General features: G+C 38.1%; 22 protein-coding genes. 10 read left to right on the forward strand and 12 right to left on the reverse strand.

Annotation, left to right across the window (positions count from 1 at the left end):
- Positions 1 to 5: 5 nt before the first annotated feature.
- The 11 genes from gldG to AC07VK_RS19365 all read right to left on the reverse strand — a co-directional run bounded on the left by gldG (position 6) and on the right by AC07VK_RS19365 (position 9,302).
- Positions 6 to 1,691 (reverse strand): gliding motility-associated ABC transporter substrate-binding protein GldG, encoded by a 1,686-nt coding sequence (gene gldG, locus AC07VK_RS19315; protein WP_492962580.1) that lies wholly within the window; start codon positions 1,689 to 1,691, stop codon positions 6 to 8.
- Positions 1,691 to 2,416: a gliding motility-associated ABC transporter permease subunit GldF gene (gene gldF / locus AC07VK_RS19320; RefSeq protein WP_492954611.1), complete on the reverse strand. Its 726-nt coding sequence runs from the start codon at positions 2,414 to 2,416 to the stop codon at positions 1,691 to 1,693. Before gldF ends, gldG begins: the two co-directional genes overlap by 1 nt.
- A gap of 268 nt (positions 2,417 to 2,684) precedes the next feature.
- Positions 2,685 to 3,341, reverse strand: a complete 657-nt coding sequence (locus AC07VK_RS19325) for a porin family protein (RefSeq protein WP_492962582.1) — start codon at positions 3,339 to 3,341, stop codon at positions 2,685 to 2,687.
- Positions 3,342 to 3,534: 193 nt separating this feature from the next.
- Positions 3,535 to 4,074: a hypothetical protein gene (locus tag AC07VK_RS19330; protein WP_492962584.1), complete on the reverse strand. Its 540-nt coding sequence runs from the start codon at positions 4,072 to 4,074 to the stop codon at positions 3,535 to 3,537.
- Positions 4,075 to 4,299: 225 nt separating this feature from the next.
- On the reverse strand, positions 4,300 to 4,842 hold the full coding sequence (locus AC07VK_RS19335) for a hypothetical protein (RefSeq protein ID WP_492962586.1): 543 nt from the start codon (positions 4,840 to 4,842) through the stop codon (positions 4,300 to 4,302).
- A gap of 4 nt (positions 4,843 to 4,846) precedes the next feature.
- Positions 4,847 to 5,554: an ATP-binding cassette domain-containing protein gene (locus AC07VK_RS19340; protein ID WP_492962588.1), complete on the reverse strand. Its 708-nt coding sequence runs from the start codon at positions 5,552 to 5,554 to the stop codon at positions 4,847 to 4,849.
- Positions 5,555 to 5,641: 87 nt separating this feature from the next.
- The gene (locus tag AC07VK_RS19345) at positions 5,642 to 6,562 is read right to left on the reverse strand and encodes a glycerophosphodiester phosphodiesterase family protein (RefSeq protein ID WP_492954607.1); all 921 of its coding nucleotides are present in this window, start codon (positions 6,560 to 6,562) and stop codon (positions 5,642 to 5,644) included.
- A 132-nt stretch (positions 6,563 to 6,694) separates the two neighbouring features.
- The gene (locus AC07VK_RS19350; protein WP_492962590.1) at positions 6,695 to 7,327 is read right to left on the reverse strand and encodes a response regulator transcription factor; all 633 of its coding nucleotides are present in this window, start codon (positions 7,325 to 7,327) and stop codon (positions 6,695 to 6,697) included.
- Positions 7,324 to 8,109: a sensor histidine kinase gene (locus AC07VK_RS19355; RefSeq protein WP_492962592.1), complete on the reverse strand. Its 786-nt coding sequence runs from the start codon at positions 8,107 to 8,109 to the stop codon at positions 7,324 to 7,326. The genes AC07VK_RS19350 and AC07VK_RS19355 overlap by 4 nt, the downstream gene beginning before the upstream one ends.
- Positions 8,088 to 8,735, reverse strand: coding sequence for a hypothetical protein (locus AC07VK_RS19360; RefSeq protein WP_492954604.1), 648 nt, complete (start codon positions 8,733 to 8,735; stop codon positions 8,088 to 8,090). The genes AC07VK_RS19355 and AC07VK_RS19360 overlap by 22 nt, the downstream gene beginning before the upstream one ends.
- A 12-nt stretch (positions 8,736 to 8,747) precedes the next feature.
- Entirely contained in the window at positions 8,748 to 9,302 is a 555-nt protein-coding gene (locus AC07VK_RS19365; protein WP_493053033.1) for a hypothetical protein, read from the reverse strand.
- A 338-nt stretch (positions 9,303 to 9,640) separates the two neighbouring features.
- Here AC07VK_RS19365 and AC07VK_RS19370 point away from each other — a divergent pair, with 338 nt between their 5' ends.
- The 7 genes from AC07VK_RS19370 (at position 9,641) to AC07VK_RS19400 (ending at position 16,760) form a co-directional block, all read left to right on the forward strand.
- Positions 9,641 to 11,077 carry a S8 family peptidase gene (locus tag AC07VK_RS19370; protein ID WP_083505339.1) on the forward strand — a complete coding sequence of 479 codons (1,437 nt, stop codon included), beginning with the start codon at positions 9,641 to 9,643 and terminating at the stop codon, positions 11,075 to 11,077.
- Positions 11,074 to 11,277: a hypothetical protein gene (locus AC07VK_RS19375; RefSeq protein WP_492962596.1), complete on the forward strand. Its 204-nt coding sequence runs from the start codon at positions 11,074 to 11,076 to the stop codon at positions 11,275 to 11,277. The genes AC07VK_RS19370 and AC07VK_RS19375 overlap by 4 nt, the downstream gene beginning before the upstream one ends.
- Before the next feature lie 599 nt (positions 11,278 to 11,876).
- Positions 11,877 to 13,520: a glycine--tRNA ligase gene (locus tag AC07VK_RS19380; protein ID WP_492962598.1), complete on the forward strand. Its 1,644-nt coding sequence runs from the start codon at positions 11,877 to 11,879 to the stop codon at positions 13,518 to 13,520.
- A 230-nt stretch (positions 13,521 to 13,750) separates the two neighbouring features.
- Entirely contained in the window at positions 13,751 to 14,431 is a 681-nt protein-coding gene (locus AC07VK_RS19385; protein WP_492962600.1) for a 2'-5' RNA ligase family protein, read from the forward strand.
- 109 nt (positions 14,432 to 14,540) lie between these two features.
- Positions 14,541 to 15,383 (forward strand): ThuA domain-containing protein, encoded by an 843-nt coding sequence (locus AC07VK_RS19390; RefSeq protein ID WP_492962602.1) that lies wholly within the window; start codon positions 14,541 to 14,543, stop codon positions 15,381 to 15,383.
- A 118-nt stretch (positions 15,384 to 15,501) separates the two neighbouring features.
- On the forward strand, positions 15,502 to 15,909 hold the full coding sequence (locus tag AC07VK_RS19395) for a helix-turn-helix domain-containing protein (RefSeq protein WP_057932418.1): 408 nt from the start codon (positions 15,502 to 15,504) through the stop codon (positions 15,907 to 15,909).
- An 86-nt stretch (positions 15,910 to 15,995) separates the two neighbouring features.
- Positions 15,996 to 16,760, forward strand: a complete 765-nt coding sequence (locus AC07VK_RS19400; RefSeq protein ID WP_492962604.1) for an SDR family NAD(P)-dependent oxidoreductase — start codon at positions 15,996 to 15,998, stop codon at positions 16,758 to 16,760.
- 151 nt (positions 16,761 to 16,911) lie between these two features.
- Here AC07VK_RS19400 and AC07VK_RS19405 read toward each other — a convergent pair whose 3' ends face one another.
- Entirely contained in the window at positions 16,912 to 18,117 is a 1,206-nt protein-coding gene (locus tag AC07VK_RS19405; protein WP_492962605.1) for an NlpC/P60 family protein, read from the reverse strand.
- A 139-nt stretch (positions 18,118 to 18,256) separates the two neighbouring features.
- Here AC07VK_RS19405 and AC07VK_RS19410 point away from each other — a divergent pair, with 139 nt between their 5' ends.
- From AC07VK_RS19410 to AC07VK_RS19420, 3 genes are all read left to right on the forward strand, one after another.
- Positions 18,257 to 18,946: a CAP domain-containing protein gene (locus AC07VK_RS19410; protein ID WP_492954596.1), complete on the forward strand. Its 690-nt coding sequence runs from the start codon at positions 18,257 to 18,259 to the stop codon at positions 18,944 to 18,946.
- Positions 18,947 to 19,173: 227 nt separating this feature from the next.
- A complete protein-coding gene (locus AC07VK_RS19415; protein ID WP_492962607.1) occupies positions 19,174 to 19,695 on the forward strand; it encodes a GtrA family protein in 522 nt (173 codons plus the stop codon).
- Positions 19,696 to 21,312: 1,617 nt separating this feature from the next.
- Entirely contained in the window at positions 21,313 to 23,094 is a 1,782-nt protein-coding gene (locus AC07VK_RS19420) for an aromatic amino acid hydroxylase (RefSeq protein WP_492962613.1), read from the forward strand.
- The last annotated feature ends 54 nt before the right edge of the window (positions 23,095 to 23,148 follow it).

The following is a 23,148-nucleotide window of genomic DNA, read 5'->3' on the forward strand; positions in this document are numbered from 1 at the left end:
AAAAATTATTTAGCGTACTTGTATTTGCGGTGATAATGTTGAAAAATCGCAAAGAATATTAACAATAGCAAGGGTGCCACCACATTTATAAATTGCCATTTCGTTTTTTCGAGCTTAATTTTGGCTTTATCCAACAATCTAATCTTTACTTCTTTATTTCGTAGCGCAATTAAGTTGTCGTTATCCGTAAAATAATCAACAATATTGAGCAATAAGGCCTTATTACCAAAAGTACGCTGCGAATAACGGTCGAAACCTAGCGGAAAGGGCGTTCCATTTTGCTCCGATACCTGGTTTTTAAAAATATCACCATCTCCTATTACAATCATTTTAGCCGGCTTGCTTATACTTTCCAGGGTATAAGGTTGCGTAATGGTAGCCGGTAAGGGCCGCCCGGCAAAAACTGACGGAAAATTACCTTCTAACATTAAACCAACAGGCTGTACTTTACTTTGAAAAGACCGTGGATCTAACTGCTCGCTTACCATCTGCAAGCTAAACAATTTCGGCACATTATACACCTTATTGTAAGGAGATGTAGCCAAAATATATGATTTCTTTACACCTTTAACCCCAATAGTATCTACTGTGCTTGGAAATTCAGATTTCACGCCATCCAATTTTTTCACCACACTTTCTGCAGTATCGGGCAATAAAATCGGGTAATAGATCCAGGGAACCAATTGCATCTGGTTTTGCCCCCCTACAACACCTGTAGAAACCGGAATTTCTGCACTGTTTGCCGGATCGGCAATAATATTATAATTAATCCTTGCGCCGTACATAAAAAGCATATCATCGAGGTTCAAATTACTGTTAACGGCCATCTGCCCGCTTTTTCCACGCAAACTATCCAATTCGGCATTTACCTGGTCAATACTCCAAAGTACTCGCCCCCCGTTCATTACGAAATAATTGATTTTGTATTTCTCCGTTTCGGTAAAAGGTTTTTTGGGTTTGGCGATAATCAACATTTTCAATTTATCAAGCCCTGCTTTATCGATACTGTTTAAATCAATACGGCCAACCAGATAACTGCTAGATAGGGTATGAATGGCATCAGCCAATTGTAAATCGGAAAGTTCGCCATTTGATTCTGAAAAGCCAATCCGGGGGTTATCACCCGAAAGTACTTTCTTTAAACCCGAAGTAAAAAGATACTCCAGGTTTTCAATTGAGCGGTTTATATTGTCTTCGTAATTTCCTCGGGTATCTAAATTCTGGAAAAGTTTAATAGGAAATTCCTTGCCATCGCTTTCCATCATGGCCATCGGAAATACGAGCTTCTGCGTTAATCCACTTTCAGTTTTAACACTTAAATTGGTTGCTTCTATACCGCTTTCGTACAAATTATTGATTACGGTATCCTGATCGGCCTGATTAAGACCTGCTAAAGGGTCGACAAAAACTACCTTAACTTCTGTCTTAGCATAAGCCTGATAATCAGATAAGATATCCGACACCGCAGCCTGCAGCCGTTTAAAAGCAGGAGGTAACTCTCCTGCTAAAAATACAGTAATGATTACCGGTTTTTCATTTTTCTGCAGTAAGCTTTTTGTTTTTCCACTCAGCGTAAAACGTTTATCAGCAGTAAAATCAAAACGATGAAAAGCGTACTGCCCCACAACATTTAAAATAATTAATGCAGCTATAACGATGATAGCATTAAGCCATTTATTCTTCAGCTTCATTATCGTTTCCCTCCTATTATTATTTTGGTGAACAATAAAAACAGCACAGAAAACGTAATAAAGTAAATCAGGTCTCTGGTGTCTAAAACACCACGGCTTATCGAAGTATAATGTTGATTAATCCCTAAATTGCTAATGATGTGCTCCATACTTTGAAATGCAGCAAGCTGACTGCTGTAATCAAAACCTAAAAAAGCGAATGCACATAAAGCCGCACTGATCACAAAAGCAATCACCTGATTTTTAGTCAACGCAGATGAGAAAATGCCAATGGATGTAAAGGCAGCACCCAATAAAAACAAACCGATATAAGAGCCAATAACCGATCCTGAATCGATATTTCCTTCAGGAAAACCCAGTTTTGAAATGCTGTAGTAATAAATTAAGGTTGGGATTAGGGCAAATAACACCAGAACCAAACTTGCTAAGTACTTTGCTACAACAATCTGCCAGATTTGGATGGGCCGGGTAATTAAAAGCTCATAGGTTCCCTCTCTCCGCTCTTCGGCAAAAGAACGCATGGTAATAGCGGGAATAAGAAACATGAAAAGATAAGGTACTAAACTGAAAAAACCATCAAGTTCGGCATAACCATAATCAAGTATTGAAGTATCAGGAAAAAACCAAAGTAACAGGCCAGAAACCAATAGAAAAATGCCAATGGTAATATAAGCAACCATCGAACTTAAGAAACTGAATAACTCGCGTTTAAAAACTGCGTACATGTGCTATTAAAACGCCGAAGTTAACCATTTATTCCTGCAAATTTAAAAGGAATTGATTAAATGAGTGTATTATTAAATCAGTAATATTTAAATTTAAAAAGAGGCCGTATCATAAATAGAATTGTCATCCTGAGCCCGTCGAAGGACTTAGTTAAATAATCTTTTATGTGTTTCGACAGGCTCTCCGCAGAAGTCCTTTGGACAACATGACAAAATCTCAAAAGAAACCTTCTTTATGATACAACCACTTCTTTATTTCCCGGTTCTTTTAGAAAGAAAAACCTACACCAACTGAGAAAACTTTATTTTTAAAGGTAATATCATCCGAAAGATCTGTATCTGCTATACTGCTTAGCCCCAATCCGTAGCCTGCATGAATATTAAAACCATTGTTTAATTGGTAACCAGATAAAAAGTTTAGACCGAAATCCGTCCGTTTAAATTCTGATTCTGCCTCACCAAATTTAATATCTTCTTTTATCGAGCCATATTTACCATTTGCACTTAATGCATACGCAAAATAAGGTCCTGCACCTAGGAATACCTTACCAGCGCTTCCTACTTTAAAATTCGCCAATAGGTTTACCGGTAACTCCAGATATTTAAAATTTAATGTTGCCTCTTCAGTAGTGTTAATATCGTTATCTTCGAAATCAATATCACCACTGGCCAGTTTTGTTCCTTTGTTTATAAAAGTTAAACCTGGTTGAATTGAAATTACATCAGATAATACAAATTCGGCTGTACCGCCAACATAATAAGATGTTTTTGCATCGAAACTTACTGATGCGTTTCCTGATGATATGGTCATGTTTGGAAAGGCTACTCCGGCTTTCACACCAAAAATTACAGGTTTGTTTGTTTGAGCTGAAGCTGCAAAGCTTAAACCTGCAACTGTTAATAAAGATAATACTAGTTTTTTCATCTGATTTTTTTGAGAGTTTTTTTGAAAATTATTTTTTAGTTTCCGTGTCTTCACCTATCAAGCGAAAACAGTACAATGATAAACAAACTAACTTGATAGTTAAAATTATTTTGTAACCAATGAAACCTTAATCAGCTGATAAACAACAAAGCCCCCAATTTCTTGGAGGCTTTGGAATAAATTATGGTTTTTATTACAAACCGAATGCGAATGCAGCGCGGATACCAATAAACGATGAGGTAGAGCCATTTCTCGCCCAACCTTCATAACGTATTCCTAAATCAATACTTGATTTATCAGCTACCGAAAAAGATGCACCTAAGGTTGGCGCATACGCAAAAGCTGTACTTGATCCCTCTCCAGTACCAAAAGCAGCACCTAATTCACCAGCGCCATAAAAATTGCCACCAAAATAATATTTAGCACCAACCTTTACTGGAATAGCACCTTCATTCTTAAGGTCTACACCTAATGCTTTAAAAGCATCTTTATACTCTTTCTTGTAAGAGAAAGACAAATATCCAGCCGATCCTGTTAAATTTAAAGATTTAGCAACATTTAACTCACCTTGAACTGAACCGCCAAAGCCTAAGTTATAAACATCCCCAAAATCTCCAATTGGCAATGCGAACTCTGGTCCTACACTGATTTTGTTAACTGCTCCTTCTGTTTGAGCTGAAGCTGCAAAGCCCAGGCCTGCAACCATTAATAAAGAAAGTAATACTTTTTTCATGTGATTTTTATTTATTGTTCGTTAATTATTTGTCCATTTTAGACAATCATGATGCCAAAAACGTTACAAATAAAACCTGAAAAAGAAATTTTAAAGCACAAAACACTGACTAACTGAATGTTAAGGAAAAAATAATTTATTCTAAAACGTTGTATTAAGTTATAAGTTTTAGGAGTATTGTATTTTTTTGACCAATAAACCAAACAATTAAACACTACAATTGTTTCACAGCCCAAAAACATAGGCAAATCTTATTCCCACAAATCCTTTTGTATCAGATCTGTTCAAGCCGATCGTATTATTCTTTCCTGTCCACGCTTCATAGCGGATGCCTAAATCGAGTTTATTTCCTCCTGAAAGTTTGAATTGATTGCCTATGCCGGGCGACCAGGCAAATAAGGTTTCCTGATTTTTATTTAAAGGCAATGCTGCGCCTAACTGCCCTTCGGCATAAAAGCTTTCTCCCAGCTGATATTTCAAGCCAGCTTTAGCGGGTATGTAAGTTAAATCCTGAACATTGAAAAGTTGATTCCGCCGACCAAAAAAGTTCATAAAACCTACATTTAAAGTTAAGGCCAAATTTTCTGCAACAGGAAGATCAGCTTTTACAGATGCGCCCAGGCCAATTCCTGAAAGATTGGAAAAGTTACCTGATGGTAAACCAATTTCTGCAGCGATGCCAATGTTAGTACTATTTTGAGCATTTAATAGTATGGGACTTGAAAATAAAAGGGCAACGAGTAAAACTGCGATTTTTGAGCCAGACATGAAATTAAACGGTAAGTTTTCTGAAAATATCTTCTAATGATTGATGTTGGTGAGCTTTTTTCAAACCTTCAAGTGAGTTGTTAGCTACAATTTTACCCTTGCTGATGATGATAATATCATCACAAATGGCTTCAACCTCTTGCATAATGTGCGTGGAGATGACGACCGTTTTAGCCGCTCCCAATGTTTTGATCAATTGCCTGATATCAACCAGTTGGTTCGGGTCTAAACCAGAAGTGGGCTCATCTAAAATTAAAACCGCCGGATTATGAATGATCGCCTGGGCCAGGCCTACCCTTTGACGGTACCCTTTAGATAACATACCGATTTTTTTATGCTGCTCGGGTGTTAAACCGACCATTTTGATGACTTCGTCAATCCGCGCAGGTAAATTGCCAAGTTTATACGTTTGGCCAACAAAATTTAAAAATTCCTTTACGTACATATCCGTATAAAGCGGCGTATTTTCAGGGAGATAGCCAATATGCTTTTTAGCTTCGATAGCTTCTGAAAGAATGTTCTTTCCAGAAATTTCAGCCTCACCTGATGTAGGTTCCAAATAACCGGTAAGCATACGCATGGTAGTAGATTTACCAGCTCCATTAGGGCCAAGAAAACCCAAAATACGACCTGGCCTGGCTTCAAAGCTAATCGAATCGACCGCCTTTTGCTTATCGTAATGTTTAGAAAGGTTTTTAACTGAAATACTCATTTTATGTTTTTTACCACATATTTGCACAGATAAACACAGATTTCATCATTGGTTAAACCGATCTGTGTTCATCCTTTCCATCTGTGGTTAGTTTATATGCGCTGAACTTATTTTTTTATTATACCTAAACTTATCCAGTTCTTCTGATGCCTGCGGTAAATTATCGCCCGATAAAATATCTGCACCATTGTTAACCAAATGATAATAAACATTTTTTACCGGACTGGCCATGGCACTTTTATCGATGTTCCCCATGGTACCTAAAATAGTGGTAATGCCCTTATTGTGCAGGTATTGATACAATTCTTTATCTGGGGCAGAAACACCAACAAAAGCTACAATACGGTTATTGGGAATACCCAAGCTATTTAAACGTTTCAATTCTGCTTTCTTTTGAACAGAGGCTGAAATCATGAGTTCGGGTGCCAATTGATGCACCTCCCTGGCCTGATTGGCCGTATAGGTAATGATTATTGAATTGCTCTCTACTTTGTATTGTCTGACTTTTTCGATCACTTTGGCATAAGAAACACCCTTTTTCAAATCGATGGTTAATAAAACTTTTCCTTTGCTCCAGCTTAATACACTATCTAAAGTCGGGATTTTAAACGTCGTTTCTTTGCCCTCATCATCCTTAAGGTTAAAAGCCTTCAATTCTTCATAGGTATAATTGCCAATCGGCCCTTTTCCTGTCGAAGTACGATCGAGCTTATCATCGTGCATAATCACCATTACCGAATCTTTACTGTAAGCAATGTCGAACTCGATGATTACCGGATTGTAAGTGGTGGCATTATCGAATGTTTCGATACAGTTTTCGGGAAAACCAGGCATTGGACCACCACGATGGGCACTGATTAATGGAAAACGGTTTTCTGGCGACCATTTTAAGAATTGATATAACTCTGCTAGTGTATTAAACTTAATATATTGATGGCTTTTTTCTTCTGGTTTGCATGAGGTAAAAACTGCAACCATAACCAAAAATAGCAAATGATGGAATTTCATGCTTCAAAAGTAAACAAATTGCTTAACTGTTAAACGGGTTAATCGGTTAATTGTCGGGGTGTTTAAATGGTTAATTCTTTAAATCGGTTAATTGCTTCATCCACAATTTTAAACATCATGTACAATTAACCTTTACGCAAATCCATTTTTGATGGCAAAAACAGCCAATCCAACCCGGGTTTTAAGTTCGAGTTTTTCGCAGAGCTGATCGCGATAGCTTTCAACAGTTCTTGGGCTACAGAACATTTTATCGGCTATTTCTTTATAATTAAGCTCGGTAACGGTGTATTTTAAAAACTCTTTCTCCCGATCTGAAATTTTGATCTCAACATCTTTGCTTTTATTCAGGCTGGAGAAAATAATTTTCGATGCCCAGTCAGGATAAAAAAATCCGTTAATATTCAACTTTGTAAGCGCGTTTTCGAGTTCTACAGGATGCGCATTTTTTAACAGGTAACCTTTGGCACCGTTGCTAACCATTTTAATTACACTTTTTTCTTCACCCTGCATACTCAGGGCCATTACTTTTACCTCCGGATGGTGTGCAGTTATCCAGGTTACGGTTTCAAAACCGTCCATAATGGGCATACTGATATCTAAAAGTAAAATATCGGGGATTTTATTGCTGTTTTCGAAGTTTTTAATCAGCTCTTTTCCGTTCTCACAAACATACATCACCTCAAAAGCTGCAAAATTATCTATAATGCCCTGAAGTGCCTTTGCAATCAGGATATGATCATCAACAATAACTATAGTTTTTTTCATGCCGGGCCATTTAAAATAATAGTAAGTGTAGTGCCTAAATCGGGTTTGCTTTCTAAATTAAATTGTCCACCGATAATCTCGGCTCTTTTTTTCATGTTTTTTAATCCTATACCATTAGAAGTAATTTTACCATAATCAAATCCTACTCCATCATCCTGTATTTTTAATACTAAAAAAACTTCAGGAGAAGAGTTTAACTGGATTTTAATATTGCTACAATGTGCATGTTTTAAGCTGTTTTGAAGAAATTCTTGGGTTATCCTTAATAATACATTCTTTTTCACAAACTCCAGATCTATACTTTCGAAATTGTATTGAAAGGTTACCTTACATTTTTTCAAAGCATTGAGGTTGTTCACTTCTTCCTGTATTAAAGTTACAATTTCATTTTCACTTATGTTATCGTTCGTTAAGTTTTTCGACAAACTTCTCAGGTCCTGCAGTGATGAATTAATAATATGATAAATCTGCTCAATTCTATTACTTGCCTGAGGCACTTTGTTTTCGTGCACCAATTGTTGGGTATAAAGACTCACCAATGTTAATTTTTGCCCGATATTATCGTGTAGTTCGCGGCCAATTTGCTGCATGGTGGCCTGTTGTATTTCTAACTGGGTAGTTAAAAGTTCCTTTTGATGTATTTCGTTGGTGATTTTAATTTCATTCAGATATTCTCTTTTACGTTCCTTATATTTTTTGATATAAACCATAATGGCCACTACAAAGAGCACAAAAAACAGGTTAAAAAGGATAATTGTAATTAAGAGTTCTGTTTTCCCCATATGAATGAAATTGAGAATAATATATACATTACAATGCCCGAAACCAGGAAATAATCGAAATAAATATTCCAGATTTGGATATAAGCCCTTAATAACGAATAAAACGTAAGAAAAGGTAATGTACCGATATAGAATAAGGTTACGCCCAAATTAATATAAAACATTCTATTTTCTTGAAAGTTGAGAATGTTGATTGAGTTTACCTGATTATAATATTCTTTGATAACCAAAAACATTAAGAGTAAACATCCAAAAGTGTAGCTAAAAGAAAAATATACTTTACTTTCCTTAAAGAATAACCTACTCAGTATAAATGAAATTATGTACAACAAAGCGAGTATCCAAAATAGTCTTTTATCCTTAAATGATTTTACCGCATAAAGCCAGTAAAAAAAGATAAACTGGAAAGGGATAACGATATAGTTATAATATTTAGTTTTTGAAAAGCTGATATATTCTCCTCCCCATTTCCCAATTACTTCACATATAAAAATAGTGATCAGATAATAGATAAAATACCTCCAATGTTGTCCCTTTAATTGTTTAAAGTAGCCTAACGCAATCAATGCAGTCCCTCCTTCAATCCAGAGAAAAATGTCGCTCAGAAATTTCTGGAAGTCGCTCATTTCATTAAGATATTAATAAGTTTCTATTGCTGAATCGGCTGGTGGAATGGTTTGTCCATGGTTTTGAGCCATTACCTCACGCGATTGACGGTCACTACTATCCGAACTCATGGCCATTAAGGTAATGGGTTGCGCTTTTTCTCTTTCTTTTAAAGGGAAAGTAGTACGGTCTAAAGGATTAAAGTCGTAATCCTGGTAACTCCCATCACTGCTCTTCTTTTTTAAAGTAGGAATCATAACAAGTGTATGTTTTTGAGCATAATTTTTTCCTATCGATTTATCATCCTCAAAACCATTCCATTCATTATCTTTTGGATAAGCCGAGTAATAGAAACGGATACCCAATGCACCATCAGCAATGCGTGGGTCTACTTTTTTACTGAAAAATTCGATATCAGCAATGAATTTTTTCAGGGTTTTTAAACCGAAAGAAACAGAATGGGCATCGTTTATTCCCAATACTTTATTAATTGCTGCTAAATGGTTGTTGCGGTAATTATCTACCATTTGTTGGATTATTGCCGGATCCATTGTATTTGGACGTCCCCGCCTTTCATTTGTTTTCATAAGATCGATTAGTTTTAGTAACAGATAACATACCAGTACCCCACATAAAAATACGATAGCATAGCCAGGTAGATGTTGCATTTCCATAATTTTTGAGTTTTAATTAAAGTTAACTTTTATTCCCAAATGTGATAAAACTTTTATAGATAACAGATGGGGTTTTCCCCATATTTTACTGTTGTTTTTACCGCTTTTTATTTTGTTGCTTTTACTACTGGTTTTTAGTGTTTTACCTGCCATTTTTTCACTGTAACTATTTCAATTTTGGGTATTGTTTAACACAAAGGAACAAGCCGAAAATCCTGAATAGAGTAGGCAAAACCTAAAACATTAAAACCATGTCAAAAACATTGAAAAAAGAAGAAAAAGTAGAGTATACAGGAAGATACCTGGTACTACTACCAGAAGGATCCAACACCTCCGATTCTATTAACCAGATTAATTCTATTAGCGGATTAAACCTAAAAAGCTCTTTAGAATTTGAAAACGAGTTTTTCACTGATAAAGACCTCGCAAAAACCGATGGTATCATCTTAGACAAGCTGGGTATTGCTATCGTAAACGAAAAACCAAAAATTGAAAATTCAATCAGCAGTTTAGGCGAAAGCGAAATGATTGTAGAAAAAGAAAGGGTAGTTTATGCTATCGGAATGCTGGATGAAAGTACCCAAAATTATGTAGAGGGTTACAGAGATGCGGTAAACCAAATGACCAATGTATTAGTTGGAACCGAAACGGAAGATTACAACTATGAAGAGCAGGAATCGGAAGTAGAATCTGTTGGTGCTACCTGGGGATTAAAAGCTACTAATGTGGTACCAACCAGCTTTTTAAGGTACAACCCATATAATGGCGCAGGTATTAAAGTTGCCATATTGGATACAGGATTCGATTTCCATCACCCTGATTTTGCCGGCCGCCCTGTTGTTCATCAAAGTTTTATTAGCGGAGAAAGCACACAGGATGGACATGGCCACGGCACACACTGTACCGGTACTGCCTGTGGTCCTTCTAGCTCGCCATCTGCAACAGAAAGATACGGTATTGCTTATGCCGCCAGTATTTATATCGGAAAAGTTTTAAGCAATGGCGGTTCTGGTGGAGATGGAGGCATTCTGGCCGGCATTAACTGGGCAATTGCTAACCGTTGCGATGTGGTAAGCATGTCGTTAAGGGGTTTTGTAACCGGAGCAGGCTATTCTGCTGTTTTTGAAACCGCTGCTGCCCGTGCTTTAGCCCAAGGTACTTTAATTATTGCTGCTGCAGGAAACGATTCGGCAAGGCCAGGCACTGTAAGACAGGTAATGCATCCTGCAAATTGCCCATCAATAATGGCTGTGGGTGCTGTAGATGTAAATATGAACGTAGCGGCTTTTTCTAACGGAGGCCTTTACCCAACTTATGGTGCTGTAGATATTGCTGCTCCAGGTGTTAACGTGTATTCTTCTACAAAACTGCCTACTAAATATGCAAGCTGGAACGGAACCAGTATGGCTACCCCACATGTTGCCGGTATTGCCGCACTATGGGCACAGGCATCGGGTTTGAGAGGAATTAATTTATGGAGAAAATTAACCTCAACAGCAAAAGCATTACCTTTACCAGGTAGAGATGTAGGGGCCGGATTGGTACAGGCACCTACAAAAACAAGATTGATAAAATACCCAATTGATAGGTTCCCAATTGATAGATTCCCGATTGATAAACTCCCAATTTTAGTTAATCCGAAATTCCCTATCGATCCAATTGGCCCAATTGAAAAAATTATAAGATGAAAACAAAATGGTTAATATCTGTAAAGGATAACACGATAGATTTAGTAGTTAAAGAACTCAAGGAAATCGGTGTTAAAGATATCGAGGCTTTAGATTCAATTGGTGTAATCGTAATTGTTCCGGGCAATCATAAACTTGCAGATATCAAAAAAATTGATGGCGTTTTAAGTGTTGAAGAGGAAAGGGACATCAGCATTTAAGCCAGCAAAACCTAATCACTCTCTTAATTTTAAAATCGGTGCGACATTTAGTTGCACCGATTTTTTTTATAGTTGAGTTAGGCCTGATTAGATAATGCAAATGATTAGTAAAGGTGCTGTAGCATTTTATGGGGAGGGTTCGCCTGGGCTGTTGCTATATCTTTTGCTACCCTTCGACTCCGCTACCATTAACAGAATCCACAGAAAGGTCGTCATTGCGAGGAGGAACGACGAAGCAATCTTAAAGCGCAGACTAGTAACGATCGTTTTAAGATTGCTTCGTCGGCTGAAAAAGCCTTCTCGCAATGACGATTCCTCTCAAAAATCACTGCAATAAAAAAATTAAAGCGTAAAGCAGGAGCTCCGAAACCGACCAGCACGACTATTGCTTTCCATATTATTTGAACCATTTAAGAGATTTAAGGGCAAATAAGCTGACTCGCAAGGCTCCCTTTCGCCCGTTTTCGACCACCTAAGACACCTTAGCGTACCGAAGTTAAGTGCATAAATTCTAAAATCTGCAGTTCCTTTGCCATTGATCAAAAACCTTTTACCTTTTACCTCTTACCTTTTACCTTATTTATTATCTTTGCTGCATTATGGCTCAAAAGAATAACGACGAACAATTTAAAAATGTAATATCACACGCTAAAGAATACGGTTTTGTATTTCAGAGCAGCGAAATATATGATGGCTTAAGTGCCGTTTACGATTACGGCCAATTGGGTGCTGAATTAAAAAATAACATTAAAACCTACTGGTGGAAAGCCATGGTGCAAATGCACGAAAACATTGTAGGGATCGACTCTGCAATTTTTATGCACCCTAAAGTTTGGAAAGCCAGCGGACACGTTGATGGTTTTAACGACCCAATGATCGATAACAAGGATTCTAAAAAACGTTACCGAGCCGATCAGTTATTGGAGAATAAAATTGATGAACTATATTCGGAACTGGCTAATTTCAGCGCAGAAAATAAAGCCAAATTCGAAGAATTTCAACAAGAAATATTGGGCTTAAGTGATGAAGGTCAGGCGAGCTGGGTGCCCACATTTAAAGATGAGGAAACGATTTTAGATCACGCTAAATATCCTTTTGTGGAGGAAGCGAGCTGGAGATTTGTTAAAAAGGGTTTAACGCTTGAGGTGGAAATGAACCTAGCACTTAAATCTGAAAATCTAGCACAGCTAAAAGATTTAATTGTTGATTACAAAGTAATCTGCCCAATTTCTAAAACTTCTAACTGGACTGATGTACGCCAGTTTAACCTGATGTTTAGCACACAATTTGGTGCAATGGCTGAAGGAAGCGATGAAGTTTACCTTCGTCCGGAAACAGCACAGGGTATTTTCGTAAACTTTTTAAACGTTCAAAAATCGGGTAGGATGAAAATTCCTTTCGGTATTGCGCAGATTGGTAAGGCTTTTAGAAATGAGGTAATTGCCCGCCAGTTTATTATGCGTATGCGTGAGTTTGAGCAAATGGAAATGCAATTTTTTGTTCGTCCGGGTGAAGACAAAAAATGGTTCGAATACTGGAAAGAAGCGCGTTTGAAATGGCACAAAGCTTTAGGTACTTCGCCCGAAAAATACCGTTACCACGACCACGTTAAATTAGCACACTATGCCAATGCAGCAACTGATATTGAATTCGAATTCCCGTTCGGATTTAAAGAGGTTGAAGGTATCCATAGCCGTACCGATTTCGATTTAACACAACACCAGGAGTACTCTGGCAAAAAAATGCAATATTTCGATAACGATTTAAATGAAGAAGGTAAACCTTATGGCAACTACGTTCCTTATGTTATCGAAACCTCTATCGGTTTAGACCGTATGTTCTTGTTAACCATGATTAATGCTTTTGAAGAGCAGGATTTAAGCACCGATGATAAACAGGATAGCCGTACATTATTGCGTTTACATCCAGCTTTGGCGCCTTATAAAGTAGCTATTTTCCCATTAACCAAAAAAGATGGTTTACCCGAAAAGGCCCGCGAAATTATGGATACCCTGAAATTTGATTTCAACTGTATTTATGAAGAGAAAGATGCTATTGGTAAACGTTACCGCCGTCAGGATGCTGTTGGTACGCCTTTCTGTATCACTGTTGATCACCAGAGTTTAGAAGACAACACAGTTACCATCCGCCATCGCGATAGCATGGAGCAAGAACGTGTAGCCATCGCCGATTTAGGAAACATTATCGGCTCGGCAGTAAGCTGGAAAACTTTGTTGGCATAAAACGAATCGTTCTTCTGAGCAATCAGATATTATTCAAAAATGTTGAAATGCCGATTATTATCTGTAAAGTCGTCATTTCGAGCGAAGTGCAACGTAGTCGAGAACCACGAAGTGCTCAGCGAAGCTAAATCTGCCTTTGTAGATCTCTCCATTTCGCTACGCTTCAGTCGAGATGACGACCGTTTTATCAAGTCGCAGGTTTATCCCTGCGACTTTTTTGTGTATAAAAAATGAATTTAGCCGAGCATTACCATAAACTTTATACCGAATCAATCGCAAAGATATCTGCCGGAAATTATGAAACAGATCATTTAATCGATTCGGATACCGATCAGCGTTTCGGAATCACACTCGTAATCAGACCAGATGCTGCAACGAAAGGTAAAATCCAGCAGTTTTTAACTGAAGCAAAAGCAATTGAACCTGAACAATATTATTATCAGCATGCCGACATACACATTACCCTAATGTCTATCATTTCCTGTTATGAGGGCTTCGACTTAAAGAATATCCATGTTGAGGATTACATTCAACTCATCCAACAGGTTTTAACCAGGCATAAGCGTTTCAAGATTCAGTTTAAAGGACTTACGGCATCGGCATCCTGCATTTTAATTCAAGGTTTTTTAACCGATACCTTAAACAAAATCAGAGATGATTTGCGGGCTGGCTTTAAAAATTCAGACCTGCAACAGAGCATCGATAAACGTTATGCCATCCAAACCGCACATGCTACAGTAATCCGTTTCAGATCGGAATTAATCCATATAAACGCTTTGCTTACTCTTATCGAAAAGTACAGGAACTTTGATTTTGGCACCTTTGAAGTGAAGCAAGTAGAACTGGTTTATAACGACTGGTACCAGCGGGAAAAATTTGTAAAAAAACTACATGTGTTTAAACTGGGATAATATTATCAATCGATTGAACGGTTTGTAAAACCACAATTTGACTTTATTATCTCTTGAGCCAAATTCAATTCAATAGCGTTTAATTAATTTAGTAAGATAATCTGGCCAAATGCACTTCACCAAAAAATCGATACTTACTATTTTATTTATTGTTTTCAGCTTTGCCCTTACAAAGGCACAAAGCCGAGCTAAATTCAATGTAATTGCCTTTTACACGGCAAAAAACGATCAGGCGCATATCAGTTTTGTTCATGAAGCAAATAAGTGGTTCCCAAAAGTGGCCAAAAAATATCACTTCAGTTACGACTCAACCACAAACTGGAATAACTTAAATGCCAGGTTTCTGGCTAAATATCAGGTTGTTCTGTTTTTAGATACCCGTCCGGAAGATCCTGAACAACGCAAAGCTTTTGAAAAATATATGGAAAATGGCGGCGGTTGGATGGGTTTTCATTTTTCTGCCTTTGCCCTTTCAAAATCGGCTTTCGATCAAAACTGGGACTGGTATCACCAGACTTTTTTAGGGTCGGGTGAATATGGCAGTAATACCTGGCGGCCTACATCAGCAATACTTAAGGTAGAAAACAAGAAACATCCCGTAACTAAAAACCTGCCCAATACCTTTAATGCACAACCCAATGAGTGGTACCGTTGGCAGAATGATTTAAGAAAAAACCCCGACATCCAGATTTTACTGTCTATTGATTCATCTAGCTTTCCGTTGGGCACAGGACCAAAAGCACACGAAATATGGCACAGTGGATATTACCCGGTGGTTTGGAGCAATAAAAAATTTAAAATGGTTTATGTAAACATGGGGCATAACGATATCGATTACGAGCACAAGTACGGTAAAACCAATAGCACACTTTCTTATACTTTCGGCAACGAAATACAGAACAAAATGATTATCAACAGCTTATTGTGGTTAGGAAGAAAAAAAACTAAATAAATGCCATAAGCTGCCTTATGCTGCGTAATCCTTTGGTCACAAATATCATTACCATAGGTTTCGGATTTCATATTCATTATCCGAATATTATATTTGTTTAAACAGCAATCGCTTTAATATGAAAATCCCACAAAAGTTTTTTGCCCGTCAACACGAAATCGCAGCCGATTTTTTGAAAGAACTGGATAAACATTTAGACGATGTGGTATCGGGCAGGGCAACTGAAATGTTCGAAGTAAGAGATTTTGCCGAGCTTATTCACGTTCACCCCACACACTTAAGCAATACCATTAAATCGGCTACAGGTCACTCCCCTTGTTATTTCTTTGAAGAACGTTTAATGGAAATTTCGAAATCGATGTTACAGAATGTAAGTATGCCTATTGCCGAAATCGCAAGGACATTAACTTACGATCCATCTAACTTTACCAAGTTTTTTAAACACTTCTCTGGCCAAACACCAAAACAGTACAGAGAGGCTTATTTCCAGTCTTTGGCCGCAAATAAGGAAATTGTCACCATATAAAACTTAAACAGTCACCATTTTTACTTAAGCTATCACCATTTTTACAGCGGCTTTCCATCTAACTTTGTTTAATAAATTAAAAGAAAATGGAAACACAAAATAAAATCGCCCTGGTAACCGGTGGTAGCCGCGGATTAGGAAAAAATGCTGCTTTAAAAATTGCAGCAAAAGGAATTGGGGTAATTGTCACTTATCAATCCAAAAAAGAAGAAGCAGATGCTACTGTTAACGAAATAAAACAGCTAGGTGTACAAGCTGCCGCGATACAGTTAAATGTAGCCGACACCAAAACTTTCGATGCTTTTTTCGCAGAAGTTGCTACAGTATTGAAATCTGTTTTTAATGCCGAAAAATTTGATTTTTTAGTTAATAATGCGGGTATTGGCATTCATGCTTCATTTGCAGAAACTACTGAAGAACAGTTTGACACTTTGGTAAACATCCACTACAAAGGAGCCTTCTTTTTAACCCAAAAAGCTTTAGCATTATTAAATGATGGCAGCGGGATTATAAATCTTTCTACTGGTTTGGCACGTTTTGCTACCCCTGGCTATGCAGCTTATGCATCGATGAAAGGTGCTATGGAAACCTTAACAAAATACCAGGCAAAAGAATTGGGTGCAAGGGGAATTAGATCGAACATTGTTGCACCGGGAGCCATAGAAACAGATTTTGGTGGTGGCGTAGTGCGCGATAACGATCAAGTAAATGCCGGAATCGCTTCGAACACAGCCTTGGGCCGCGTAGGTTTACCCGATGATATTGGTGGCGTTGTGGCCTTTTTATGTACTGAAGATGCGAGATGGATTAATGCGCAGCGTATTGAAGCATCGGGTGGTATGTTTTTATAAAATTTAGTTAACCGCTAAAGCGCAAGGGTCATAAAATAAATTAAAACCCTTGCGTCATACTGAACTTGTTTCAGTATCTGTTACTGTTAAGACCCTGAGATGAACTCAGGATGACGCTAAAACTTGTTGAACATCTGCTTTAAACCTAGCCTTAATAAGGTGAGGCTTCATACCAGGCATGTCGATTTACCCTTGTAATTTCGGAAGTACCAATCTGGTTCAGAAAACGTTTAGCACTCACCAGGGTTTTGCTTTCACGTTCATCAAAGTTAGCTGCATCTGGTTTCAAACTGTTAATCCTAACCATCCCAGCTGACTGAATAAACTCGCCATCACCCATGTAAATAGCGGTATGTGTTATTCTTCCTCCAGGTGTTCCTTTCAATTTTGACGCAGCAAAAAACAATAGATCGCCAGCTTTTAAATTTTTAAGGCATTTAGTAAGGCTAATCGAATCTTGTTCTAAAATATCTACATCTTCTCCAACCAAAGCTTGTTGCGAGGCATCTCTCGGAATAATAATTCCATTCAGGAAATAGCTTGTTTTGGTAAAACCACTACAATCTACCCCTTTGATCGATGTACCACCCCAAAGATAGGGCACGCCAATTAATGTTTTTGCCGTTGCCAAAATAGCTTCAGCACTTGGATTAGGCCTATTTATCCAGCTCGAAAACAACTTCGCATCAGATTTTTTAATGTAGCCTATACGTTTATCGGGAAAAATAACCTGATAATAAGCTTTTTCTTCGCCAGTTAATACTAAGATATTGCCATTTACTAAATCGGAAACACGTGGGGAGTTCATATCCGCTTTGCTAAAAGCATGACCAAAATCGGAAGTAAAAATAATCCGTTTTGATTTTTTCCATTCCTCAAAAGCCGTCTTATTCATAACACTCACAGCGGTAGCATCAGTCCATGATAAGTAACCATCGGGTGTGCGCACCAGATAGTAACCGCCTTGTTTTTTTAATACCTGAACAGGGGTGCCCAAAATCATCTGGGTCATCATTTCTGCTGCATTTTGAGGGGCTGCCCTATTGTTACAGACCGAAAGATTGGCTAATCCGTATTCCATTCCGGCCAGTTTGTCTGAAGGAAGGAGTGCATTGATCTTAACGAAACCCTTAAAATCTTTGCTTTGGTTATTTAGCACCTCAAGTACTTGCGCCGAGGTACTTTCTGCAAAAACAGTATCTCCTTTAAACTGAATATTAAAATAAACAGACCGTTTATCTGGGGCAAATTCTTTCTTTATCTGATTTGAAACCGCTCTATAAGCTGCGGTATCTACCTGCGCCTTTAAAGAAACCGCAAAATTTAATAAACAGCCTAATATCAATATTCTTTTCATCACCGTTTTCTAAAACTAAAATTACGAATATTCACATTGCCTTATCAGATAAAGGCTGTAACTAATTGCTTACGCGAGATTATTTTTAACAGCCGAGAAATAAAAAAAATTAAATGACGTTATCCATGAAAATCATCCTATGTTTAAAATACTTCTACCTACCCTTTTGCTCTTCATTTTTTCCTGCCAGGTTAATGCTCAAAAATGGACTGATGCCGAATTCCGTAAAGCCAATACCGCAGCTAATGCTTCTTACTTAACCAACGAAGAAAAAAATATTGTGATGTATATGAACCTGATCCGCATTGACGGCGAAAAGTTTTATTATACATTTTTAGAAGACTACATCAATAACTACAATGCTAAAGTTCGGAAGTACAGAAATTACAATGAACTCAGGATTACGCGAAATAATTCCTACTACACTTCTTTACTTAAACATTTACGTGGTGTAAAAAACCTGCAGATGTTTTATCCTGATGATAAATTAACTTCGTTAAGCCGGAGCCATGCGCAGGATTTAAACAGGAATAATCTAGATACGCATGAAAGCAGTAACGGGGATAAATTTTCGAAACGATTATCCAGGTACTTCCCCAATAAGGCCATGAGCGAAAATATCGATTTTGGTTACTCGAACAGTTTAGATATTGTTTGCCATTTGTTGTTAGATTGTGGTGTACCTTCTCTTGGCCACCGTTTTAATTTACTCGATCAAAAATACAAGCTCAATACCGTTGGCGTAAGCATACAGCCCCACCCCTCTTATACCTGGTGCGCAGTAATCGATTTTGTTGCGCAACCTGCATATTACTCCAATAACGAGTAATTGCATAAATGATCTTATTACTGTGGCAATAAAAATATAATTGTAAATTGCGCCCAACAATAAAGGGTGCACAATAAATGCATATTTCAATGCCACCACGTCCTGCTGAACTCGTTTCAGCATCTTTATCGCAGGAAAAGATCGTGATCCAGAAGTTTCGGGACAGGATGACGACCGCTTATGCAATTTGATGTATGCCCAATAACAACAACGAACAGTTTTAAGTAATGCGCAAAATAATTTTAGCCGTAATAGATTTTTTTTACCCGCCTTTTAAAAAATTCATTTCCCTACATAATTTCAGGTATCTGGCCACTGGTGGCGGTACTTTGTTGTTGGGCATTTTAAGTTATTATTTTGCTTACTTTTTCATTTTTAAAACAGAAGAGGTAAATTTTGGAGTTATTGTACTTCAAAGAGAAACCGCATCATTATTGGTTGATTATGCCGTTGCCATCCCAACCAGTTTTTTGCTCAACAAATACATCATATTTACACATAGCGAATTAAAGGGCAGGGTGCAGTTTTTCAGGTTTTTAAACCTCCAGTTCATAAACATATTGGCCAACTATGTTTTGTTAAAGTTTTTGCTGGAACTTTTAAGAGATTATCCAACTTTGGCAATGCTGTCGAGAATACTGGTTTCAGTTTTTATGGCGCTTTTCAGTTACCTCTATCAGCACTATTTTACGTTTAGCGTTAAAAAAATCGGAGAAAAAAAGCAAAAAGACATTAATAATCCTAAGTAATTGTTTGTCATGGAGGCAAGGAATATTTGTAGCGCAGTTTAGGTGGTCAATATTTGCTACTATTTTTGTTTTGCAGCGAACTGCCTAAAAAACCAAGTTCATCAGTACCAGCCTTTGTTCTTAAACGGGATGGAAGCGGCATCCCCCGATTCTTCATCGGGGATATAGCGAACAGCCCGACAGAACCTCTATAATGAAATACCACAGCACCTTTCCACCAAAACCTTAATATTTTCGATAGTTTTTGGAAAGCAGTCTACAAGCACTTCGGTTTCAACAGCCCCGCCTTTACTTCAAGTCCTCACTCGTGCCTCATTCCGGGCTTTACGCGCCAGTCGGGTTTAGGTGGCCAATATTTGCTACTATTTTCATTCTGCAGCGAACTGCCTAAAAAACCTAATTCATCAGCATAAGCCTTTTTAACTAAACGGGATGGAAGCGACATCCTTTTGCGGTCACCCTGAGCGGAGTCGAAGGGTAGCAAAAGATACAGCGAACAGCCTGACAGAACCTCTATAATGAAATACCACAGCACCTTTCCACCAAAACCTTAATATTTTCGATAGTTTTTGGAAAGCAGTCTACAAGCACTTCGGTTTCAACAGCCCCGCCTTTACTTCAAGTCCTCACTCGTGCCTCATTCCGGGCTTTACGTTCCAGTCGGGTTTAGTTGGCCAATATTTCCTACTATTTTCGTTTTGCAGCGAACTGCCTAAAAAACCAAGTTCATCAGCACAAGCCTTTGTAACTAAACGGGATGGAAGCGGCATCCCCCGATTCTTCATCGGGGATACAGCGAACAGCCTGACAGAACCTCTATAATAAAATACCACAGCACCTTTCCACCAAAACCTTAATATTTTCGATAGTTTTTGGAAAGCAGTCTACAAGCACTTCGGTTTCAACAGCCCCGCCTTTACTTCAAGTCCTCACTCGTGCCTCATTCCGGGCTTTACGTTCCAGTCGGGTTTAGTTGGCCAATATTTCCTACTATTTTCGTTTTGCAGCGAACTGCCTAAAAAACCAAGTTCATCAGCACAAGCCTTTGTAACTAAACGGGATGGAAGCGGCATCCCCCGATTCTTCATCGGGGATACAGCGAACAGCCTGACAGAACCTCTATAATAAAATACCACAGCACCTTTCCACCAAAACCTTAATATTTTCGATAGTTTTTGGAAAGCAGTCTACAAGCACTTCGGTTTCAACAACCCCGCCTTTGCTTCAAGTCCTCACTCGTGCCTCGTTCCGGGCTTTACGCGCCAGTCGGGTTTAGGTGGCTAATATTCGCTGCTATTTTAGTTCTGCAGCGAACTGCCTAAAAAACCTAATTCATCAGCATAAGCCTTTTTAACTAAACGGGATGGAAGCGACATCCTTTTGCGGTTTGCCTGAGCGGAGTAGAAGGGTAGCAAAAGATACAGCGAACAGCCCGACCGAAGCTTCCCGATGAAATACCACAGCACCTTTCCTAATCAATAACAGATGGTCAACGTTATCTTTTTCACACACCTAAACCTTTATTACTTTCACCTGTTAATTTATCCAATCACTTTCTTGATAAGATAAAAACAACATCCTAACTTAGCTGCCGACCAACTTATTTTCAGATTAACCATGAGCCATTTTAATGATTTTAATAATGCGCAGGTAACAAAATTGCCCAATCATTTAAAGCAATTTATTGTTGACCAGAATTACGAAAAATACACACCGATCGACCAAGCGGTGTGGCGTTACGTGATGCGTCAGAATTATAGCTATCTTAAAAATGTTGCTTACTACCCTTACATAAAAGGTTTACAACGAGCTGGTTTAAGTATCGAACACATTCCCGACCTGCAAACGATGAACGATAACCTGGGTAAGATTGGTTGGGGCGCCGTAACTGTTGATGGCTTTATTCCACCAGCTGCTTTTATGGAGTATCAGGCCTACCGTGTACTGGTAATTGCAGCTGATATCCGCCAGATTAATCACATCGAATATACACCTGCACCAGATATTATACACGAAAGTGCTGGCCATGCGCCGATTATTGCCGATACAGATTACAATAATTATTTAAGTTATTTTGGTTCGATTGGTGCAAAAGCCATGTTTTCGGCTAAAGATTTTGAACTTTACGAGGCCATTAGGAAACTATCGATTTTGAAGGAAGCCGTAGATGCAGATGAGTTTCAGATTGCCAAGGCAGAAAAAGAGCTACGTTACATCAACGAAAACATGGGTGAACCTTCTGAAATGACATTACTTGGCCGCTTACACTGGTGGACGGTTGAGTATGGATTGATTGGTACTTTAGAAAATCCAAAAATTTATGGTGCCGGTTTGCTTTCTTCTATCGGTGAAAGTGCAACCTGCATGCAAAATGATGTAGAGAAACTTTGGTACAACATCGATACGATTAACTACGCTTACGATATTACCAAACCGCAACCGCAGCTTTTTGTAACCGAAACATTCCAAAATCTGATTGATGTTTTGGAAACTTTTGCCAACACCATGGCCTTTAGAAAAGGGGGCACAGAAAGCATTATGAAAGCAATTGCCTGTAAAAATGTGGCCACAGCCGTTTATAGCTCGGGCTTGCAGGTAAGCGGTGTATTTACCGATATTGGTGTGGGTACAAAAGATGAAGTAACTTTTATTAAAACAACTGGTCCTTCGGCACTGGCATTTAATGGAAAGCAATTAGCAGGCCATGGAAAACACTACCATGCTGACGGTTTTTCGTCTCCTGTGGGTAAGTTAAAAGATGCCGTAAAGACATTAGAAGATTACAATCCCACTGATTTACAGACCCTGGGGGTAATTTTAGGTGAAAAGGCTGAACTTATATTTGAAAGTGGCATTAAAGTAACCGGTATAGTTAAAGATATTATTACAGAAAAAGATAAGCTTCTTTTAATTGCCTTTAAAGATTGTACGGTTACAGAAGGTAATGGAAACATCCTGTTTAAACCCGAATGGGGCATTTACGATATGGCGATAGGTGAAACGATTGTTTCAGTTTTTAATGGCGCCGCCGATAAAGACGCCTACGAGGAGATTACTTTAATTAGCAATGAGAAAACGCATCACATTATTTATGACGATAAGACTTTAAAACTGCATAGTTTATATCAAACGGTTCGTGCGATTAGGGAAAGTGGCGAAGGTTTGGATCAGCTTGCCGAAATCTTTACACAACTTAAAACGAACCACAGGCAGGACTGGCTTTGTGCATTGGAAATTCTGGAGATTATTTACCATAAAAAGATTTATCATCAGTTGGAAAAGGAAATTCAGATCTATCTGGAAATAAAAGCTGGCAGGGAGCTTGATCATACGAAATTGATCAGCGATGGCTTACATGTAATTAAAAACCCGGTGAGTCAGCTGATTACAGAGGATTGACCCATACCTTTAATTTTATTAATTTTATGATATGTTTAATACAAATAGATGCTG

Source organism: Pedobacter sp. GW821-FHT01D05 (genome assembly GCF_059422505.1).

Coding starts and splice junctions, on each gene's coding strand:
- gldG (WP_492962580.1), bottom strand. CDS start 1,691: ATGAAGCTGAAGAATAAATGGCTTAATGCTATCATCGTTATAGCTGCA.
- gldF (WP_492954611.1), bottom strand. CDS start 2,416: ATGTACGCAGTTTTTAAACGCGAGTTATTCAGTTTCTTAAGTTCGATG.
- AC07VK_RS19325 (WP_492962582.1), bottom strand. CDS start 3,341: ATGAAAAAACTAGTATTATCTTTATTAACAGTTGCAGGTTTAAGCTTT.
- AC07VK_RS19330 (WP_492962584.1), bottom strand. CDS start 4,074: ATGAAAAAAGTATTACTTTCTTTATTAATGGTTGCAGGCCTGGGCTTT.
- AC07VK_RS19335 (WP_492962586.1), bottom strand. CDS start 4,842: ATGTCTGGCTCAAAAATCGCAGTTTTACTCGTTGCCCTTTTATTTTCA.
- AC07VK_RS19340 (WP_492962588.1), bottom strand. CDS start 5,554: ATGAGTATTTCAGTTAAAAACCTTTCTAAACATTACGATAAGCAAAAG.
- AC07VK_RS19345 (WP_492954607.1), bottom strand. CDS start 6,562: ATGAAATTCCATCATTTGCTATTTTTGGTTATGGTTGCAGTTTTTACC.
- AC07VK_RS19350 (WP_492962590.1), bottom strand. CDS start 7,327: ATGAAAAAAACTATAGTTATTGTTGATGATCATATCCTGATTGCAAAG.
- AC07VK_RS19355 (WP_492962592.1), bottom strand. CDS start 8,109: ATGGGGAAAACAGAACTCTTAATTACAATTATCCTTTTTAACCTGTTT.
- AC07VK_RS19360 (WP_492954604.1), bottom strand. CDS start 8,735: ATGAGCGACTTCCAGAAATTTCTGAGCGACATTTTTCTCTGGATTGAA.
- AC07VK_RS19365 (WP_493053033.1), bottom strand. CDS start 9,302: ATGAAAACAAATGAAAGGCGGGGACGTCCAAATACAATGGATCCGGCA.
- AC07VK_RS19370 (WP_083505339.1), top strand. CDS start 9,641: ATGTCAAAAACATTGAAAAAAGAAGAAAAAGTAGAGTATACAGGAAGA.
- AC07VK_RS19375 (WP_492962596.1), top strand. CDS start 11,074: ATGAAAACAAAATGGTTAATATCTGTAAAGGATAACACGATAGATTTA.
- AC07VK_RS19380 (WP_492962598.1), top strand. CDS start 11,877: ATGGCTCAAAAGAATAACGACGAACAATTTAAAAATGTAATATCACAC.
- AC07VK_RS19385 (WP_492962600.1), top strand. CDS start 13,751: ATGAATTTAGCCGAGCATTACCATAAACTTTATACCGAATCAATCGCA.
- AC07VK_RS19390 (WP_492962602.1), top strand. CDS start 14,541: ATGCACTTCACCAAAAAATCGATACTTACTATTTTATTTATTGTTTTC.
- AC07VK_RS19395 (WP_057932418.1), top strand. CDS start 15,502: ATGAAAATCCCACAAAAGTTTTTTGCCCGTCAACACGAAATCGCAGCC.
- AC07VK_RS19400 (WP_492962604.1), top strand. CDS start 15,996: ATGGAAACACAAAATAAAATCGCCCTGGTAACCGGTGGTAGCCGCGGA.
- AC07VK_RS19405 (WP_492962605.1), bottom strand. CDS start 18,117: ATGAAAAGAATATTGATATTAGGCTGTTTATTAAATTTTGCGGTTTCT.
- AC07VK_RS19410 (WP_492954596.1), top strand. CDS start 18,257: ATGTTTAAAATACTTCTACCTACCCTTTTGCTCTTCATTTTTTCCTGC.
- AC07VK_RS19415 (WP_492962607.1), top strand. CDS start 19,174: ATGCGCAAAATAATTTTAGCCGTAATAGATTTTTTTTACCCGCCTTTT.
- AC07VK_RS19420 (WP_492962613.1), top strand. CDS start 21,313: ATGAGCCATTTTAATGATTTTAATAATGCGCAGGTAACAAAATTGCCC.